Annotated in this window: 15 protein-coding genes; 8 read left to right on the forward strand and 7 right to left on the reverse strand. The window is 62.1% G+C overall.

Annotated elements, in window-relative coordinates:
• Positions 1 to 112: 112 nt before the first annotated feature.
• Positions 113 to 943, forward strand: a complete 831-nt coding sequence (locus NLM31_RS37705; protein ID WP_254195520.1) for an SDR family oxidoreductase — start codon at positions 113 to 115, stop codon at positions 941 to 943.
• Between the two features lie 155 nt (positions 944 to 1,098).
• Here the strand turns inward: NLM31_RS37705 and NLM31_RS37710 are convergent, their stop codons facing one another.
• Complete coding sequence (locus tag NLM31_RS37710) at positions 1,099 to 1,905, reverse strand: lytic murein transglycosylase (RefSeq protein WP_254195521.1); 807 nt, start codon at positions 1,903 to 1,905, stop codon at positions 1,099 to 1,101.
• Between the two features lie 356 nt (positions 1,906 to 2,261).
• On the opposite strand from NLM31_RS37710, the gene NLM31_RS37715 reads away from it, so the two are divergent.
• From NLM31_RS37715 to NLM31_RS37740, 6 genes are all read left to right on the forward strand, one after another.
• Positions 2,262 to 3,200 carry an OmpA family protein gene (locus tag NLM31_RS37715; RefSeq protein WP_254195522.1) on the forward strand — a complete coding sequence of 313 codons (939 nt, stop codon included), beginning with the start codon at positions 2,262 to 2,264 and terminating at the stop codon, positions 3,198 to 3,200.
• Between the two features lie 543 nt (positions 3,201 to 3,743).
• Positions 3,744 to 3,980, forward strand: a complete 237-nt coding sequence (locus tag NLM31_RS37720) for a hypothetical protein (RefSeq protein ID WP_254134265.1) — start codon at positions 3,744 to 3,746, stop codon at positions 3,978 to 3,980.
• Positions 3,981 to 4,255: 275 nt separating this feature from the next.
• A complete protein-coding gene (locus NLM31_RS37725) occupies positions 4,256 to 4,774 on the forward strand; it encodes a hypothetical protein (RefSeq protein WP_254195523.1) in 519 nt (172 codons plus the stop codon).
• A 13-nt stretch (positions 4,775 to 4,787) separates the two neighbouring features.
• Positions 4,788 to 6,488 (forward strand): alpha/beta hydrolase domain-containing protein, encoded by a 1,701-nt coding sequence (locus NLM31_RS37730; protein WP_254195524.1) that lies wholly within the window; start codon positions 4,788 to 4,790, stop codon positions 6,486 to 6,488.
• 20 nt (positions 6,489 to 6,508) lie between these two features.
• Positions 6,509 to 6,835, forward strand: a complete 327-nt coding sequence (locus NLM31_RS37735) for a hypothetical protein (RefSeq protein ID WP_254196362.1) — start codon at positions 6,509 to 6,511, stop codon at positions 6,833 to 6,835.
• Between the two features lie 15 nt (positions 6,836 to 6,850).
• On the forward strand, positions 6,851 to 7,831 hold the full coding sequence (locus NLM31_RS37740) for a catalase family peroxidase (RefSeq protein WP_254195525.1): 981 nt from the start codon (positions 6,851 to 6,853) through the stop codon (positions 7,829 to 7,831).
• A 130-nt stretch (positions 7,832 to 7,961) separates the two neighbouring features.
• Here the strand turns inward: NLM31_RS37740 and NLM31_RS37745 are convergent, their stop codons facing one another.
• The 4 genes from NLM31_RS37745 to dnaG form a co-directional block, all read right to left on the reverse strand.
• Positions 7,962 to 8,342 (reverse strand): thiol-disulfide oxidoreductase DCC family protein, encoded by a 381-nt coding sequence (locus NLM31_RS37745; protein ID WP_254195526.1) that lies wholly within the window; start codon positions 8,340 to 8,342, stop codon positions 7,962 to 7,964.
• A gap of 48 nt (positions 8,343 to 8,390) precedes the next feature.
• Positions 8,391 to 10,190: an RNA-directed DNA polymerase gene (locus tag NLM31_RS37750; RefSeq protein ID WP_254195527.1), complete on the reverse strand. Its 1,800-nt coding sequence runs from the start codon at positions 10,188 to 10,190 to the stop codon at positions 8,391 to 8,393.
• A 174-nt stretch (positions 10,191 to 10,364) separates the two neighbouring features.
• Positions 10,365 to 12,512 (reverse strand): RNA polymerase sigma factor RpoD, encoded by a 2,148-nt coding sequence (gene rpoD, locus NLM31_RS37755; RefSeq protein WP_254195528.1) that lies wholly within the window; start codon positions 12,510 to 12,512, stop codon positions 10,365 to 10,367.
• A gap of 378 nt (positions 12,513 to 12,890) precedes the next feature.
• A complete protein-coding gene (gene dnaG / locus NLM31_RS37760; protein WP_254196335.1) occupies positions 12,891 to 14,921 on the reverse strand; it encodes a DNA primase in 2,031 nt (676 codons plus the stop codon).
• Positions 14,922 to 15,109: 188 nt separating this feature from the next.
• On the opposite strand from dnaG, the gene NLM31_RS37765 reads away from it, so the two are divergent.
• Positions 15,110 to 15,673: a chlorite dismutase family protein gene (locus tag NLM31_RS37765; protein ID WP_254195529.1), complete on the forward strand. Its 564-nt coding sequence runs from the start codon at positions 15,110 to 15,112 to the stop codon at positions 15,671 to 15,673.
• Here the strand turns inward: NLM31_RS37765 and NLM31_RS37770 are convergent.
• Both NLM31_RS37770 and NLM31_RS37775 read right to left on the reverse strand, forming a co-directional pair.
• Positions 15,670 to 16,068, reverse strand: a complete 399-nt coding sequence (locus NLM31_RS37770) for a gamma-glutamylcyclotransferase (protein ID WP_254195530.1) — start codon at positions 16,066 to 16,068, stop codon at positions 15,670 to 15,672. The genes NLM31_RS37765 and NLM31_RS37770 overlap by 4 nt on opposite strands.
• Positions 16,069 to 16,113: 45 nt before the next feature.
• On the reverse strand, positions 16,114 to 17,025 hold the full coding sequence (locus NLM31_RS37775; protein ID WP_254195531.1) for a transglutaminase family protein: 912 nt from the start codon (positions 17,023 to 17,025) through the stop codon (positions 16,114 to 16,116).
• Positions 17,026 to 17,046 lie beyond the last annotated feature (21 nt).

Below are 17,046 nucleotides of genomic sequence, written 5' to 3' on the forward strand. Positions count from 1 at the left end.
CTTGCCGCCGTTCAAGTATCGTATGTTAAAGATGGAACCCGATTTAGGTTTCGGTTCCTATCTGAAAAAATGTACATCGTAGTTCCCCTGTTCGGGGTTGACGGGAGGCATCATGACGACGATTCGCGGCGCGGCCGCCATCACGGGCGCGGCAAGCGGCATTGGCCGTGCGCTCGCCATCGAGCTTGCACAACGCGGCTGCGACCTCGCGCTCGCCGATCGCGATGAGGCTGGGCTGAAATCGCTCGCCGCCGAGATCGGCGGACAGCGCAAGATCAGTGTGCATCGCGTCGATGTCAGCGAGCCCGCCGACATCGCGCAATTCGCGCGCGAGGCCATCGCAGCGCATCCCGCGCTCGGCATCCTCGTCAACAATGCCGGCGTGGCGCTGATGGGGACGTTCGAGGAGATCGACCAGGCGCAGATGGACTGGCTGTTCGACATCAATTTCTGGGGCGTGGTGCACGGCACCCGCGCCTTCCTGCCGCATCTGAAGACGCGGGCAGAGGCGCATATCGTCAACGTCTCCTCGATCTTCGGCATCATCGCGCCGCCCGGACAATCGGCCTATGCGGCGGCGAAATTCGCAGTGCGCGGATTTTCCGAGAGCGTGCGGCATGAGCTCGCGGTCGCGGGGAGTGCCGTCAAACTGTCGGTGGTGCATCCCGGCGGCGTCGCCACGAGCATCGCGCGCTCATCGCGCACCGGCGTTGGCGTCACCGACAACGCCCGCCGCGCCCAGATGATCGACCGGTTCGAGACCGCGGCGCGGACGACGCCAAAGGATGCGGCGCTGCGCATCATCAAGGGCATCGAGCGAAACGAGCCGCGCATCCTGATCGGCAACGATGCCAGGTTCATGGACATCCTGCAGCGCTTCCGCCCGGGGACGTATTGGGCGCCGTTGCAGCGGAAGCTGGAGAGGATGGCGAAGGGGAAGTAGTAACAGGTCAGTTGCGTGACGCCGCAGCCTCACTCTCCGCCGTCATTCCCCGCGAAAGCGGGGAAATCCAGTACGCCGAGACATCGCGGTTAGAATCGAGCCGCCGCGGCGTACTGGATCGCCCGCCTTCGCGGGCGATGACAGCGAATATGTGGTTACTGCCCCACCAGCCGATCTGCAAAATACCCGATCGTCTTGCGGTAGATCACAGCCCTGTTCCACTCGCGCATCGCGTCGAAATTGGCCGAGCCTTCGTCATAGGGCTGGCCCATCTTGAAGCCGTTGGAGTGGAGCAGGTTCGCGGTCGAGGCGAGCACGTCGGCGACGCTGTGGCGGAGGTCGACATGGCCGTCGCCGTCGAAATCGACGCCATACTTGATGTAGGACGACGGCAGGAACTGGGTCTGGCCGATCTCGCCGGCATAGGCGCCGATGAGATCGCGCAGCGGCAGGTCGCCGCGCTGCACGATCTTGAGCGCGGCGAGCAGCTCGCCCTGGAACAGCTCGGTGCGGCGGCAATCATGCGCGAGCGTGGCAAGCGTGCGGATCACCGGCAGCTTGCCCATGTCGCCCTTGCCGAAATCGCTCTCCAGCCCCCAGATCGCAACCAGGATCTGCCGGGGCACGCCGAACTGCTGCTCGATGCGCGAGAGCAGCGCGGCATGACGCTGCAGCAGTGCGCGACCGCCATTGATGCGGCCGGGCCCGACGCGGGTCGAGACATACTGCTCGAAGCTTTTGTTGAAGGTGTAGCGCTGGCGCCGGTCGAAGGCGAGCACGGCGCCGTCCTGGGTGATGCCGCTGAACGCCGCACTGGTCACGCCCGCCGACACGCCCGCGGCCTGCGCCTCCGCCGTCATGCCGGCGACGAAGCTGTTGAAGTCGCCGCCGCAGCGCGCGGCCTCGGCCGAACCGCCGGCCAGGCAAACGATGGAAGCGACGGCGAGCGCGTATCTCAACATGCGGGGAAATCCTCAGGCACAATGCGCGGAAAGTGGCGGGCGATCATGCCCGGGAACTGGATTCGCGTCAAAGCGGCACGCAGCCGATCATCTCGGGGCCGCGCCGAAACGAAAATCGCAAAACAACCCCATGCACCGTAGGCGCGCGACGACCGACTACGCCTTTTCCGAATTCCAGTTGACCCGTCGGGCAAAACAGGCATATGGTGTCAGCATCGCAGACTCTGGCGTGAGTTGCTGCTCGCGCCACGCACCCCGTCGGCGGATTGCTCCGGTTGAACCGATCCCGCCAGAACCGAACAGGCCGAGCGCGCGACTAAAGGGCAGCGCTCGCCCCGTCCCCCAAACCGATCGAGATGACCATGCCCCTTCCCCGCCGGATGCTTGCTGTCCTCGCGTTGCTCTCGCTCCATACCGTGGCCGCCTCCGCGCAGACGCGCGATGTCGCAGGCAGCCGCGACTATCCCGGCATCGGCCGCTTCACCGGCAGCGTCATCACCGGTTATGTCGTGAAGGATTTTGACGCGACGCGGATGCAGGCCGCCGCCTTCAGGGATGGTCAGCCGACAGACGCGCGACGGCTCGAGGGCCGCATTGTCCGCATCGCTTACCGCACCAATCCCGGCCCCTCGATCCTCGAAGTCTCCCGCAATTTCGAGACGCAGCTGGCGAAAGCCGGCTACGAGACCCTGCTGGCCTGCGACACCGACGCCTGCGGCGCCATTCCCTTCACCGAGTCCATCGACACGCTGCCGGTCCCCCAGATGTGGGTCGACGGCTTCAACTATCGCTATTTTGCCGGCCGCAAGACCGAGGGCGGCCGCGAGACCTATGCGAGCGTCATCGTCAGCCAGAACAACCAGGACATCACCGCGCAGGTCACGATCGCCGAGCTGGGCACCATCGCCAACAAGATGGTCGACGCCGCAGCGATGGCGAAAGGTCTTGGCGAAACCGGCCACATCGCGCTCTACGGCATCTATTTCGACACCGACAAGGCGGTGCTGAAGCCGGAGAGCCGCCCGACGCTGGAGCAGATCGCAAAGCTCTTGACGAGCCAGCCTCAGCTCAACGTCTTCATCGTCGGCCACACCGACAGCCAGGGCGCCTATGAGTACAATCTCGATCTGTCGAAGCGGCGTGCGGAGGCGGTCGCGGCGGAACTGGTGAAGAGTTTCCGGATTGCGCAAGCGCGGCTGCGCACCGCCGGCGTCGGATTGCTGGCGCCCGTCGGCTCCAACGCAACGGACGCCGGCCGCGCGCTGAACCGGCGCGTGGAACTGGTGGCGCCGTGATCCCATGGGAGAGAGCACACAACCAATATGATGTGTGCAGCGCACGAACGACATTGATCTGCATGCGCTGGATGAGATCACGTGCATGCAACGGGCTCGAGATCGCAGCTCAATGACTTCTTACAACGCATGCTCGCTCTCGTTGCACTGCGAGAGCACCGCCAGATGAACAAATTGCTTCGATGATCCAAGCATCTGCTTTGCGGAATTGCGGGAACCCGCAGCGACATGCGCCGCATATCTGATGCGCTCGCTGCGACATCAGCACGGTGACGATTTATCTTGCCATCGCAGAGCGCAAGCGATAGCCTTCTATCTCAGGTTGTTGCCCTGCCAGCCCCGGGCGACGCTGACGACCAAAAATAAACGGCGGGCTTATCGGCCCGCCGTTTATTGAGGTCGGGGTCGCATCGGACCTTGCGGACGCCTGGCGCTCCGATCGGGCCAACAAATCACCAAATGATTGTGCAGAAGGCGGCCGGATTGATGCCGGCGGCTGCCGAAGTCATTTGACTGCGGCGCCCTGATCGACGACAAGCCGCCATGGCCAAAAAACCCGGAACCAATCCCAAAGGCGAATTCGCCTTTTTCAACGTCTTCTATGAGGACGATTCCCAACGCTCCAACCGCCGCGTGCCCAGCGAGCTGCTCGGCGGCCTCGACGGCGACGAACCCGCGCGCAACTTCATCATGGAGCAGGACCGCGAGATCGCGGAGAAGGGCGGCCGGCCCGCGCTCGAGATCAAGCGGATCGAGCGGGTCGGGGCGAAAAAGAAATAAGCTGCGCCCGTGAGACGCGCGCAGCGACTGCACAGACAAAAACGGCGGGCCTCGGTCCGCCGTTTTCGTTTGTAGAGGCTCTGGCCTCCCTCAATAGGCCTGCATTGACGGATCTCCCCACCGGCCCAAAGACCAGGACGCGGGCTTGTGCACCTCGGAAAGCGCGGTGAAATCAGCTTTGGTTGGGGCTCGATCACGACCGGTTGATGAGGGAATTTTCAGCAACGTCCACCGATATCTTCACGTTGGGGGGATTCCAGCATGAGAGGTCACGGATGTTTCGCAATATCGCGCTTGGAATGACGATTACTCTCGCAATGGCGCTAACCGCGCCGGCGGCCGTTGCGCAGCAAAAGCACCACGTCAGCTATGATACGCCGGCAACTCAGACCGTATACACCCAACAACACGTCATCGACGTTGGCGACATTCCCGGACATCAAGCTCGGCTCTTCGAAATTCGGCGGACCTATGGTGACGATGCCCCCCTCATCAACGGTTCGAGGTTGAAGGAGCAGTGGACGCGCGGCATGTCTGATTACATCGACAACAACGGTCCAGCTCTCATCTACAACGTTTGGATACTGGAGAACGGAGAGAAGTTTTTTGTCAGGACATCGCTGGTCGCTCAAAGCAGTGGAGATGGAAAGCTTACGAACATGACATCGGGCGTCATTACCGGTGGCACGGGTAGCCTCGCCGGAATACGTGGCATCATCAGCAGTCATGGCCCGTCCGAGCCGAAGGCCGCCATCAATGCCAATCAGACGGACATCGACTATTGGATGGAGTGAGAAGGCTTTCTCGATGGACGATGGACCGGTGAAAAAATTGCCGGTCCATCATGCCCGCTCTGATACGGCATGTCGTGATCACGAAGTGCTCGAAACCAGCCGCTATCCCCTATGGAGAATTCCCATGCCGCACGGTCGAAGCGTGCGAATTGTGATGTTCTTGTTTGGCTTGTCCGGCCTGATCTCGACGGCGCAGCCAGCGAGCGCAGAAGTCACCCGGATCGAGTTCACGTCGAAGCAGCCTTACGGCACATTTCGCGCCGGCGACTATGTGATCTGGCAGGGCAAGATCCGCGGTGACCTGTCGCCACAAGAGGCCATCCCTGGGATCGACAAGGCGCCGCGCAATGAACGCGGGCGCGTCGACTACGCGGCGAAGATCATTCTCATGATGCCGGCGGCTCCGCGCGGGGAAAACGGTGCGTTGCTGGTGGACGTCCCCAACCGCGGGCAAGTCTGGGCCGAGGCGATCTACAACTCGCCGCGCGACATGCGGTTTCTCCCGGGCACGCTGGAGCAGGGCACCGGCTTTCTTCAGGACCATGGCTTTGCGGTTGCCGAGGTTTTTTGGGAGCTTGGACAGGGTGCGGACCTGCCTTCGTTCGCTGACGCCGATGGCAAGACACGCTTCGTCGAGGGCGTGGGCTTTGCGATCGTCCGCGATGCCGCGGATTTCTTCGCGCATGCAGCTTCCGACAAGGATGGAACGCCCAACCCGCTCAGGGGAGCGATCAATCGCGTGCTCGCGAGCGGCAGGTCCCAGGATGGACGATTCCTGAAGACCTTCCTCCTGAACGGCTTCAACATGATCGGCAACCGGCGCGTCTTCGACGGAATGCATGTGTTCGTCTCGGCCGCCGGCCTTCTTCCGATCCTGCAGACCGGCCTTGGACCAATGTCGAGCGCCGAGGGGGCTCCCACATTCGACAACCCGGATTTTCCCGGCGTGAATGACGGACCGCTCACGATCGGGGAGATCACGGCCAAGGTCGAGACGCGCGGCGAGGTGCCTCCAAGGATGATCCTCGTGAACTCCACCACGGACTATTATTCACTGCGCGCTTCGCTCGGCGGAACGGGCGCGTCCGGAATCGCGGATCAGCCACTGCCCGCCAATGTGCGGATGTACGATATTGCGGGAGGCCCGCATGTACCCGCCTCCAAGGCACCGGCCTGCACACTGACGCCGGGCCGCCTCGATTGGTCGCCGCTGTCGCGTGCCCTCCTGCTGCACCTTGATGCCTGGGTAAGCCGCGGCACCGAGCCGCCCGCGAGCGAATTGATGTCGCTCGAAACCGCGGGCGGCGAGCCCCCTGCACTGCGCGCCCCTGCTCGGCTTTCCGCCGCAGTGATACAAGTGCCGAAGCGCGATCAGGACGGCAATGCGCTCGGCGGCGTGCGGCTGCCGGATGTCGCGGTGCCGACCGGCACCAATGGCGCCCAGAACCAGCCGCAGACATTCACCTGCATGCTGATCGGGTCCTTCTCACCATTCGCAGCGACGAAAGCGGAACGAGAGCGTACCGGTGACGCCCGCCTGTCGATCGAAGAGCGCTATCACGGCCGCGACGATTACGTGAACCGGATCCGGATCGCCGCCCATGATCTGATGGCGCGCGGGTTTCTGCTGCCGGAGGACGCGGCAGTGATCGTTCAGGAAGCCGCGTCGACGAACCTGTTCGCGCCCGCACCAGAGAATGCCGAGCCACGTTGAGGCCTCGACGGCGACGAACCGTGCGCGGCTTCATCATGGAGCAGGACCACGAGATCGCCGAAAAGTCCGGCCGTCCGGCGCTCGAGATCAAGCGGATCGAGCGGGTCGGGGCGAAGAAGAAACGGGCCGCGGCTCCGGCCCCGTCGTTGCGAGCACGGCGCACTCATCCAGAGGTGCGCGGGCGCGTACCTAAATTCGCGATGTCCTGTCTTGGGCGAAGCGGAGCAACTTCACCCGTCAAGAGCATTGCCGGTCTTGGCCCGTTACGGACCTGCCGCCCCACGGTCGCAGTCCTCGCGAAAGTCGCTCATGCGTCAATTTTTGCTGATATGCTGCAAGGGTCATGAGAGGAGAAACGCCTGATGATGAACCGCAAGCTCGTTGCCGCGCTGTTCGTGTTCGGCCTGGCCTTGCCCGCCATCTCGCGTGCGCAGGACGCGCCCGTCGAGCAACAGCTCGTCGACCAGATGAACAAGGTGTTCGGCGTCCACGCCGGCTTTCGCGCCAATCACGCCAAGGGCGTCGTGGCCGAAGGAAAATTCAAGGCCTCCGCGGACGCCGCCGGCCTGAGCAAGGCTGTGCTTTTCGGCGGCGCCGAGGTTCCGGTGACTGTGCGGTTCTCGGACTCCACCGGCGTGCCCAACCTGCCTGACGGCTCCGGCGACGCAAACCCGCACGGCATGGCGGTGAAGTTTCACCTGCCCGACGGCAGCGACATGGACATCGTGATCAATTCGCTGAAATTCTTCCCCGTGTCGACCAGCGAGGAATTTCGCGATCTGCTCGTCGCGATCGCGCAGAGCCCGCCGGACGCGGCCAAGCCGACCAAGGTCGAGCAATTCGTGGCAAGCCATCCCACCGTCCCGGCCGCCTTGGCCACGGTCGCCACGCCGGACAGTTTTGCCAATGAGGCCTATTTCGGCATCAACGCGTTCGTGTTCGTCAACAAAGCGGGCCAGCGACAGGCCATCCGCTATCAGATGATCCCCGAGAAGATCGTGCACCTCGACAAGGCGGAGGCTGCGAAGAAGGCGCCGGACTTCCTGATGGAGGAACTGCCCGCCCGCCTGAAGCAGGGACCGGTGGTTTTCCACTTCAAGGCGCAACTGGCCGCGGCCGGCGACTCCACCAAGGATCCGGCAAAGCCCTGGCCTGACGATCGCAAGCTGGTCGACCTCGGCACGCTGACGATCGACAAGGCCGTGGCTGATAGCGACGAGGCGCAGAAGAAGCTTCTGTTCCTGCCGGGCCAACTCACCGACGGGATCGAGCAGTCCGACGATCCGATGGTCGATGTCCGCAACGGCGCCTATGCCATCTCGTTCTCGCGGCGCAATCCGTGACGGTCATGGTTGGTTGCGGGGAGACTTCAACTCGGAGCACGTAGGATGGGGTGAGCGGCAGCGAACCCCATCAAACTCGTCCCCTGACGACGAGATGGCTTTCGCAAAAGGCTCAACCCATCCTCCGGGCTCACCAGCGCCCGCACCATCTATTCCAGGCAAACAGCAGATCGGCGAAGCGATCATAGAAGAAACGCGTGAACGGCAACGCCACGCGATTGCCGAGCAGCGTCGCAAGCCACCCTTCGCCCGGGGTCATCCGCCACAGCGCAATCGCGACATCCGCGCCGACGATGAGCCGGCCGGCCTCATCAGTCGCATGCAGGCGCCGCCTGATGTCGTCGAGCGAGGCGCCAAAGCGCGCCAGCGCATCGGGCTGTTCGTTGATGTCAGTGAATTCGACCGTGCCCGCACGCACCAGCGCCAGCAGCTTGTTGCGCTGCCAGTCGATACCGGCGTCACACACGGGGCAGCGGGTGTTGTAGTAGACGGTGAAGTGGGAAGCGGACATTCGCACCTACCAGGCTAATTGGTCACGCGTCTTGGCTTCGGACCAGCCCTATATCAGCGCCGCGTAGTATGGATCCGAGAGCGCCCAGGCATGAATCTTCTTCAAATGCGACGTTGCCGCAGGTTTAATGCTAGCGCTCTTGAGCAACGATAGAACCATCAAAAATTTTGAATGCGTCAAGCGATTTGGAAGCGAAGGGTTTCCTGTCAACACGAACTTGCTTATCGAAGCATAACCGGCAGTCCCGATCACCAGCTGTCGATGGAAATCCAACACTGAAGATGACCAGGAGTTACCAGCGCGTCTTAGGATCGCGTCAAACTTTCCCTCGAGTGGAGTAGCGACAAATCGGGGGAATAGCCCACCAACCAGTCGCGAAAGCGGCTCATGAATTACCCAAGTAGTGGCGTTTTTCTCGATTACACTCATTAGCTCGTCAATCGTGCCGTATCGCGACAACAACCAGATTTTCGCGTAAAGGCTCCATGTAGCCTTTTCATCCAGTTGGTCGAGCACCAGTTGAATATTCGCCTCTGTACTTGAATTCTTAGGAAGCCTTGCCGCCACAATTGCAGCCGCCACATCAACCTTCGAAGCGTCGTCGACTAAGCTCCCGCTATGAAGTAACTTTGCGATCAATGGCAGCTTGCTCGCGGCACCAGCCTTGTGCTGCCACCAGATAAGCAAAGGCTGCCGGACTGCGGGCCAATCGCGCAGTAGCTCGTAGAACGTGTCGTCAGGCAACTCAGATTGAGTCTGCCGCGCGAAGTTGATCAATCGCTTGAGAATCTTTTCGCCATTGCCATCTGCAAAGCTTTTCCTCTTCAAGCCCTGCCTTATCGCAAGTTCAATCTTGCGTCTTTCCTTGGTCAAGGAAAGCCCCAACGACTTCTTCTGGTCCATCAAATCGGAGAGCCTATCAAGCAACAAATTCTCTCTAATCTTGAAATGCTGCTCTGCCTCTCTTTCCGACAAAATTTTTGTCTTGCCGGAATTCAACCTGATCTGGCGTGTTTGCAGAGCCAAATCGAGGTCTCTAAGTACGGCTCGACCAACCTGGATGCTATCTACTCCGATGTCCATATCATCCATATATCGAGCAAAATCGACGCCGGATAAATTGGCTAACCATTCGTCGATTTCGAACAAGAAGGTGTGAGCAAGAAGCCGAGGAGCATCAAGATTTGACTGTGGCAACCCTACTGGAACTCGCGGCATGTAGTCCGGCTGCCATAGCATGCACGACAACGTGTAGATCAAGAGATCTAGCGCATGCTCGCGTGCCAGAGACAAATCGGCGAGGATGTTCCGCAAATGATCGTACGAGATCGAGTCGTAGTAGTTCGCGATGTCCGTGACGACGACAAATTTCTTGCTTTTTGCAAATCCAAAGATTGATTTCTGAAAGGCCAACCATGCATTGATCGAACCGTATTCGAGCGAACTCCCCTTCACGACCTTCGAAAACTGGTGATCGCCCGGCGCATAAAACGATTTCTTGGTCGGAGCCTTTAGGCGAATCTCTGCCCACAATGCATCCGAGAGAGTTTGCAGAATGAGGGCATCTTTCACAGAAGGGATCACCAACTGCCGACAGAGACCCTTGGATTTTTCTGATAGCAGTCTAGTCGGTGTATTGGGGATGTATGCAGCCGAAAGAATTTCTCCCTCAATTGTAAGGCAAGCAGCGTCAATACGAGTGTGGAAATCGAGATTTTCGACTGGATCAGGAATTGGTTGGCGGCGCATCGCCTCTCTGACTTTGTTCTTCCACGTGAACTTAAGGCGTGCGACGTTGATAACGTCCTTGAGGCTCTTGGCTTTGAGAGGGAATTTTGGCGAATGCATTGAGGAAACAGTCTGAGATTAAAATAGTCGATTGGAGCATCATATCTAGGAGAACCATCAGAGCAACCGACGGCTGTTTCAACCTTAGACCATACTCAGAACGCGAATTCCTTGTCGGCACAAACAAAAACGGCGGGCCTCAGCCCGCCGTTTTCGTCATAATGAATGCCTGGATCAATTATCCAAGAAGCTCCGCAGCTTCCTTGACCTCGACGGATGCTTGAGCTTCCGCAGCGCCTTCGCTTCGATCTGGCGGATACGTTCGCGGGTCACCGAGAACTGCTGGCCGACTTCTTCCAGCGTGTGGTCGGTGTTCATGCCGATGCCGAAACGCATGCGGAGCACGCGCTCTTCGCGCGGGGTGAGCGAGGCGAGCACGCGCGTGGTGGTTTCGCGCAGGTTCGACTGGATCGCGGCGTCGATCGGGAGGATCGCGTTCTTGTCCTCGATGAAATCGCCGAGGTGTGAATCCTCTTCGTCACCGACCGGCGTTTCGAGCGAGAGCGGCTCCTTCGCGATCTTGAGGACTTTTCGCACTTTCTCCAGCGGCATGCCGAGCTTTTCGGCCAATTCCTCTGGCGTCGGCTCGCGGCCGATCTCGTTGAGCATCTGGCGGCTCGTGCGCACGATCTTGTTGATCGTCTCGATCATGTGCACGGGGATGCGGATGGTACGCGCCTGGTCGGCGATCGAGCGGGTGATCGCCTGCCGGATCCACCACGTCGCGTAGGTCGAGAACTTGTAGCCGCGGCGGTATTCGAACTTGTCGACGGCCTTCATCAGGCCGATATTGCCTTCCTGGATCAGGTCGAGGAATTGCAGGCCGCGGTTGGTGTACTTCTTGGCGATCGAGATCACGAGACGGAGGTTGGCTTCCACCATCTCCTTCTTGGCCTGGCGGGCTTCGCGCTCGCCCTTCTGCACGGAGTGCACGATCTTGCGGAACTCGACGATCTCGAGGCCGGTCAGCGCAGCGAGCTGATGCACCTCGTGACGGAGGTCCTTGATCCGGTCCTTCTCGTGATGGACGAAGTTCTTCCAGCCCTTGGCCGAGAGTTTTGACACCCGGTTGAGCCAGCGCGGGTCCAATTCAGAACCGGTGTAGTTGCGCAGAAAATCTTCGCGGGCGACGCCGTGGCTGTCGGCGAGGCGCATCAGGCGGCCCTCATGCGAGACGAGGCGCTTGTTGATGTCGTAGAGCTGCTCGACCAGCGAGTCGATACGGGCCTGGTTCAGGCGCAGCGACTTCACCTCGACGATGATCTCGTCCTTGAGCTTCTTGTACTTGCGCTCCTGGTGCGGCGAGAGCGACTCGTTCTGGAGCTGGTTCTGGATGTCCTGCTCCTGAAGCTTGCGCAGCTTCTTGTAGCTGTCGGCGATCTTGTCGAAGATCTCGACGACCTTCGGCTTGAGCTCGGCCTCGATCGCCGCAAGCGACATCTGGTTCTCGAACTCGTCGTCCTCGTCCATGTCGGCTTCGGCCGCGGCTTCGCCCGGATCCTTGTCCTCGCCACCCGGCGCAGCGCCAGGGGCGGGCTGCGCGGCGCGGAACGGGGTCGGCGACGGGGGCGCTGCGGGCGGCGCGACGTGCGCGGGCGCGCCGTCAGCGGCGGGCTGGCCACCTTCGGCCGACGCTTCGCCGTTCTCGCCATTGGGACCGGCGATCATCGCGGTGTTCATGCCCGCCTTGGCATCGGGGCCGGCATAGGTCGCTTCGAGATCGATGATGTCGCGAAGGAAGATCTTTCCTTCGTTGAGCTCGTCGCGCCAGATGATGATGGCCTGGAAGGTCAGCGGGCTTTCGCAGAGGCCCGCGATCATCGCCTCGCGGCCGGCCTCGATGCGCTTGGCGATGGCGATTTCGCCTTCGCGGGAGAGCAGCTCGACGGTGCCCATCTCGCGCAGATACATGCGGACGGGATCGTCGGTGCGTTCGCCCGGCTCGCTCTTCTTGACCTCGGTGACGGCCTTCTGGGTGACCTCAACGAGTTCGTTGTCGGTCTCGTCCTCGCCGCCCTCGTCCTTGTCTTCCTCGCCTTCGCTATCGTCGGCTTCGGTGACGTTGATGCCCATGTCCGAGAGCATGGACATGATGTCCTCGATCTGCTCGGGCGAGGTCTGGTCGGACGGCAAAACTTCGTTGAGCTGATCGAAGGTCACGAAGCCGCGCTTCTTGGCCTGCTTGATCATCTTCTTCACTGCCGCGTCGGACAGATCGAGCAAGGGAGACGGCGCGTCCTGGGAGTCCTTCTCCGGCGCGTCCGCTGCCTTGTCGTCTTTTTCCTTGTCCTTCGCCTGCAGCGTCTTTGCCTTGGTGGCCATCCATTGCTCCTAAACGCGCTTCATGCAGTGGGCACACCGGCCCGCCCGCGTGAATTCACTTGAACCTGTTGTTCGACGCTCTCGCTTCGTCAGATCTCGACACGGAAAGGGCGGCGCGCACACATCTCGCCACCCCGACCTTTCTCTCGCCGGATTTGCCTAACGCTTCGTGAGCCTCTTTGTCGCAGCGGATGCAGGTGAAGTGCCAACAGCTATTGCGCGGATTCATTCCTGACGCGTCTGTTCTGCCTGCGGCCGCCTGGGGGCCAAAGTGCTACAAGACCGTTAAGCCTCGATTAACCCTGTTTTTGCCGCCAAACCTTGGATTTGGCGAGTCTTTTAGCGGTTCCGGCCTCAGCCGTCCGCATGATTCTTTCATCACACACTCTTCTGGAACCGGCCCGACAGCTCGCCAAAACCCTCGATCAGGGCCTCGGTACCGTCGACCTCGGCCAGCCTGGCCTTGACGTCACGCAGCCACGCCAAATTGGCCTCGCTGGGGTCCTCCCCCAAGGCCAGCTCGGCGTCTTTCAGCTCTCTAAGTAGTGAATGGTATTGCCGATGCAAGGCAACGAGCTGGTGCCACGTGGCAAGAACGTCGTCGCGGGCCGCGCCCTCGCGGGCGCCCCAAACCGCCGCGGTGGTGATGCCACCCTCAACCCTTTGAAGAAGCTGCGCAAATCCGCCCTTCTCGATATCGGCCCGCATCTTTTCGGCCTGCTCGCCGGGGTCGGGCGAATGGTGATGATCGTTGGCGAAAGCGGCGATGATGCCGGCCCTGAGCTTGTGCGCCTCGGGGTGGGCGAACTCCAGGGCAGCCACCTCTTCGAGGTGATCATCCAGCAGCCAGGGGTGGTTGATCAGGCTTTGCAGGATCAGGGCCTCGCGGCGGGAAATGGCGCTGCGCTGGCCCCGCATGATCGGGCTGGCCGCAAGCTGGGGGCTCGCCGCCTGGTAGGGGCCGGAGGGGAGCGGGGTCGGACCGGGCGGGCCGCGGCGGCCTCCACCGAATCCTTGCCCGAATCCCTGACCGCCGAATCGATTCGCCTGCCCCCCGCCGCGCGGCTGGAATGGGCGGCCGCCGCCCCCCTGGCGGAAATTGCCCCGGCCGGCGAAGCCGCCGCGACCGCCATCGGGCGAGAAGGTGCGCTGGAGCCGCTCGACGAACTCGTCGCGATAATAGCGCCGGACCACCTCGTCGCGGATGCCGTTGGACAATTCCTTGATGCGCGCTTCCAACGCCGCGCGGCGCTCGGGCGTGGCGAAATTGCCGCCTTCGAGCTCGCGCGACCAGATCATGTCGGCGAGCGGACGCGCGGCCGCGATCACCTCTTCGATCGCACCGCGACCGCCGGAGCGCGCGAGATCGTCGGGGTCCTGCCCCTCCGGCAGCAGCGCAAAACGCAGGCTCTTGCCTGGCGCGAGAAACGGCAGCGCGAGGTCGGCGGCGCGATAGGCGGCCTTCTGTCCGGCGCGGTCGCCGTCGAAGCAGAGGATCGGCTCGTCCGCCATCTTCCACAGCAGCGCGAGCTGGTTTTCGGTCAACGCAGTGCCGAGCGGCGCGACGGCGCCTGCAAAACCCGCGGTGACCATGGCGATGACGTCGACATAGCCTTCGACCACGATCAGCGCACTACCGTCATGGGTGGCTTTGCGCGCGGTCTGGTGATTGTAGAGATTGTCGCCCTTGTGGAAGAGCGGCGTCTCCGGCGAGTTCAAATATTTGGCCGGAACGTCCTTCTCCAGCGCGCGTCCGCCGAAGGCGATGACGCGGCCGCGCAAGTCCGTGATCGGAAACATCACGCGATCGCGGAAGCGATCGTAGGGCACCGGGATGTCGTTGCCGGCAACGAGCAGCCCGGTCTCGATCATGTCCTCGACGGACACGCCGAGCTTGCCGAGATGCTCCTTCAGCGCGAAGCGTTCCGGCGGCGGCGGCGCATAGCCCAGCCGAAACTGCAATTGCGTCGCCGGCGAGATCGCGCGGTCCGCGAGATAGCCGCGCGCTTTCGCACCGACACGCGAGGCCAATGTCTCGGAGAAGAATTTCGCCGCGAGCTCCATGACGTCGTGCAGCGTGCGGCGCCGCTGCTCGTGCCGCGCCGCATCCGGCGTCACCGCCGGCAGCGCCAGGCCGGCCATGCCGGCGAGCCGCTCGACCGCCTCGGCAAACGGCAGGCCGTCGGTCTCCATCACGAAGGTGATGATGTCGCCGTGCTTGCCGGAGGAGAAGTCGTGATAAAAGCCCTTCTGGTCGTTGACGTAGAAGGACGGCGTCTTCTCCTGCTGGAACGGCGACAGCCCCTTCCACTCCCGCCCCGCCTTCTTCAGCTTGACGCGCTTGCCCACGACCTCGGAGACCGAAAGCCGGGCGCGCAGCTCGTCAAGGAATTGGGGCGTGAAGCGGATGGCCATGGGCTGTGTGTAGCGCGAACCGAAGTGAGTCGGGCGAAGGATCAGGGATATAGGCGCGGGCCGGCCAAAAGTCAGGTTTGTCAGGATTATACGCGCTGTTCACAGCCCTTTCCGGCGCGAAGCACGGGCCCGGAATGACGGGAAAAGCTTGAACCCCGCCCGGTTCCACGCTTCCATAGGCCATGTTCAGGACCTTTCGGGGTGGCCATAGCGGGGGCTGGCGGGTGACCTCGATGTCGCCTGTGACGGGCGAGCCCCTGCCCTTCATGCCGGCGCTGTCGGTCAACGACAGCGACGCCGTGGCGTTGCCGTTGGTCCCCTCGCGCAATGCCTGGCGCCTGGTCGGCGTACCCAGCAGCTTGCGCTACACCGAGCGCGCCGAGAAGGAGCAGCTCGTGAGCGTGCAGGCCGGCCTCGGCCGATTGGAAGCAACCAGCGCCGCGCTGATCCCGATCCGCAAGTCGCAGGCATGGTGGGATCTCACGCAAGAAGAACGCCGCGAGATCTTTGAAGACAAGTCGCACCACATCGCCAGCAGTCTTCGTTTCCTGCCCGCAATCGCGCGCCAGCTCTATCACTGCCGCGACCTCGGCGAGCCCTTCGATTTCCTGACCTGGTTCGAGTTCGCGCCCGCCCATGCCTCGTTGTTCGAGGAGCTGGTCGGCATGCTCAGGCAAACCGAAGAGTGGACCTATGTCGAGCGCGAGGTCGACGTACGCGTGGTGAAGGAAGTGCTGTCGGCCTAGTGGTCGAGGAAGCGGCCGGATTCGATGTGCGGCAGATCGGTGACGGGCCAATTGTAGACGTAAGTCCAGGCCGGCGCGGTCGTGCCGTCGGCGCCAGTCACGTCGATCAGCTGGCGCAGATATTCCGTTGGCTCCGGAAAGCCCTCGCCGCAGGCCTCGTACATGTCGAGCTCGCGCAAAAGCTCGTCGCCGGCGCGCAAGCGGAAGAGCTCGCCGTGCACGAGGTCGGACGACGCGTCGGACAGCAGCAATCCCGGATAATGCTTCACCAGCACGAGCCGGCCGCGGCAGCTCGCTTCGCCCAGAAAATCCGCGTGCTGCGCCAGCAGCCGCGCCATCGGATGGTCGAAGCCGCGCATCAGGGTGCCGTAGACGAAGAGGCGATCGGAGGTCATGGCCTTCTATAGCCGTCAATCAGCAGCGTGCAAATCGCAGCAGACTTACAAAACCTCCGCTTCCAGCTCCGCGCTGCTGCGCTCCTCGTCCGAGACCACGCTGATGTTCACCTCCATGACATCGAAAGCGTCCTGGGTGCCGATATAGATGCCGTGCAGCGGGATGGCCTGACGCGGGTCGCGGGCGACCGCGACGCGGATGAGGTCGCGGGTGCCGACGATGCCGTTGGTGGGATCGAACTCGATCCAGCCCGCGCTCGGCAGATAGACCTGCACCCAGGCATGAGTCGAGCCGCCGCCGACATGGTGCTGCGCGATGTCTTCGGGCACGAAGATGTAGCCGGAGACGAAGCGCGCGGCGATGCCGAGACGGCGCAGCGCCTCGATCATGAACAGCGCGTAGTCGCGGCAGGTACCGGTGCCCAACCGCAAGGTGTCGAACGGGGTCTGCGTACCGGGTTCGTGACGCCTCTGGTAGTTGAACTGCTTGCGGATGGCGTGTGTGATGCGGCTCAGCAGCAAGAAGCTCGGCGCCGGCGCATCTTCATCGAAAAAGCCGTGCACCCACTCCGCGATCCTGCCGCCGGGATCGGGATATTGCGGCGTGATGTACTGGACGAGATCGGGCAATTCCGCGTCGTCATAGACGAAAGGATAGAAGTAAGCGGGATCGTCCGGCGTCAGCGCGAACTCTTCCACCGGATTGTGCTCGACGGTGACGTGCCAGTCGAAGATCAGACGGTCCGCGCGCGCGTCGAAATCGGCGATCGCGACCGAATTGCCGAACACGTCGTGGATCCAGCGCAGCGACATCGGCTGCGGCGAGATCTTGAGCCTGGAGTCAAGCACGCGCAGATCATGGCCGTCGCTTGGGCGCAGCATGAACCTGTGTTCGCCGAAGGCCACGGGACGATTGTAGCGATATTCGGTCTTGTGGTGAATCGTCAGCAGCGGCATCGTCAGCAGATCATGGTGATT

This window comes from Bradyrhizobium sp. CCGUVB4N, assembly GCF_024199945.1.
In the GTDB taxonomy this organism is placed as follows: Bacteria; Pseudomonadota; Alphaproteobacteria; order Rhizobiales; family Xanthobacteraceae; genus Bradyrhizobium.

Coding starts and splice junctions, on each gene's coding strand:
- NLM31_RS37720 (WP_254134265.1), top strand. CDS start 3,744: ATGGCCAAAAAACCCGGAACCAATCCCAAAGGCGAATTCGCCTTTTTC.
- NLM31_RS37765 (WP_254195529.1), top strand. CDS start 15,110: ATGTTCAGGACCTTTCGGGGTGGCCATAGCGGGGGCTGGCGGGTGACC.
- NLM31_RS37710 (WP_254195521.1), bottom strand. CDS start 1,905: ATGTTGAGATACGCGCTCGCCGTCGCTTCCATCGTTTGCCTGGCCGGC.
- NLM31_RS37775 (WP_254195531.1), bottom strand. CDS start 17,025: ATGCCGCTGCTGACGATTCACCACAAGACCGAATATCGCTACAATCGT.
- NLM31_RS37705 (WP_254195520.1), top strand. CDS start 113: ATGACGACGATTCGCGGCGCGGCCGCCATCACGGGCGCGGCAAGCGGC.
- NLM31_RS37745 (WP_254195526.1), bottom strand. CDS start 8,342: ATGTCCGCTTCCCACTTCACCGTCTACTACAACACCCGCTGCCCCGTG.
- NLM31_RS37770 (WP_254195530.1), bottom strand. CDS start 16,068: ATGACCTCCGATCGCCTCTTCGTCTACGGCACCCTGATGCGCGGCTTC.
- NLM31_RS37750 (WP_254195527.1), bottom strand. CDS start 10,190: ATGCATTCGCCAAAATTCCCTCTCAAAGCCAAGAGCCTCAAGGACGTT.
- NLM31_RS37740 (WP_254195525.1), top strand. CDS start 6,851: ATGATGAACCGCAAGCTCGTTGCCGCGCTGTTCGTGTTCGGCCTGGCC.
- NLM31_RS37730 (WP_254195524.1), top strand. CDS start 4,788: ATGGACGATGGACCGGTGAAAAAATTGCCGGTCCATCATGCCCGCTCT.
- NLM31_RS37725 (WP_254195523.1), top strand. CDS start 4,256: ATGTTTCGCAATATCGCGCTTGGAATGACGATTACTCTCGCAATGGCG.
- rpoD (WP_254195528.1), bottom strand. CDS start 12,512: ATGGCCACCAAGGCAAAGACGCTGCAGGCGAAGGACAAGGAAAAAGAC.
- NLM31_RS37715 (WP_254195522.1), top strand. CDS start 2,262: ATGACCATGCCCCTTCCCCGCCGGATGCTTGCTGTCCTCGCGTTGCTC.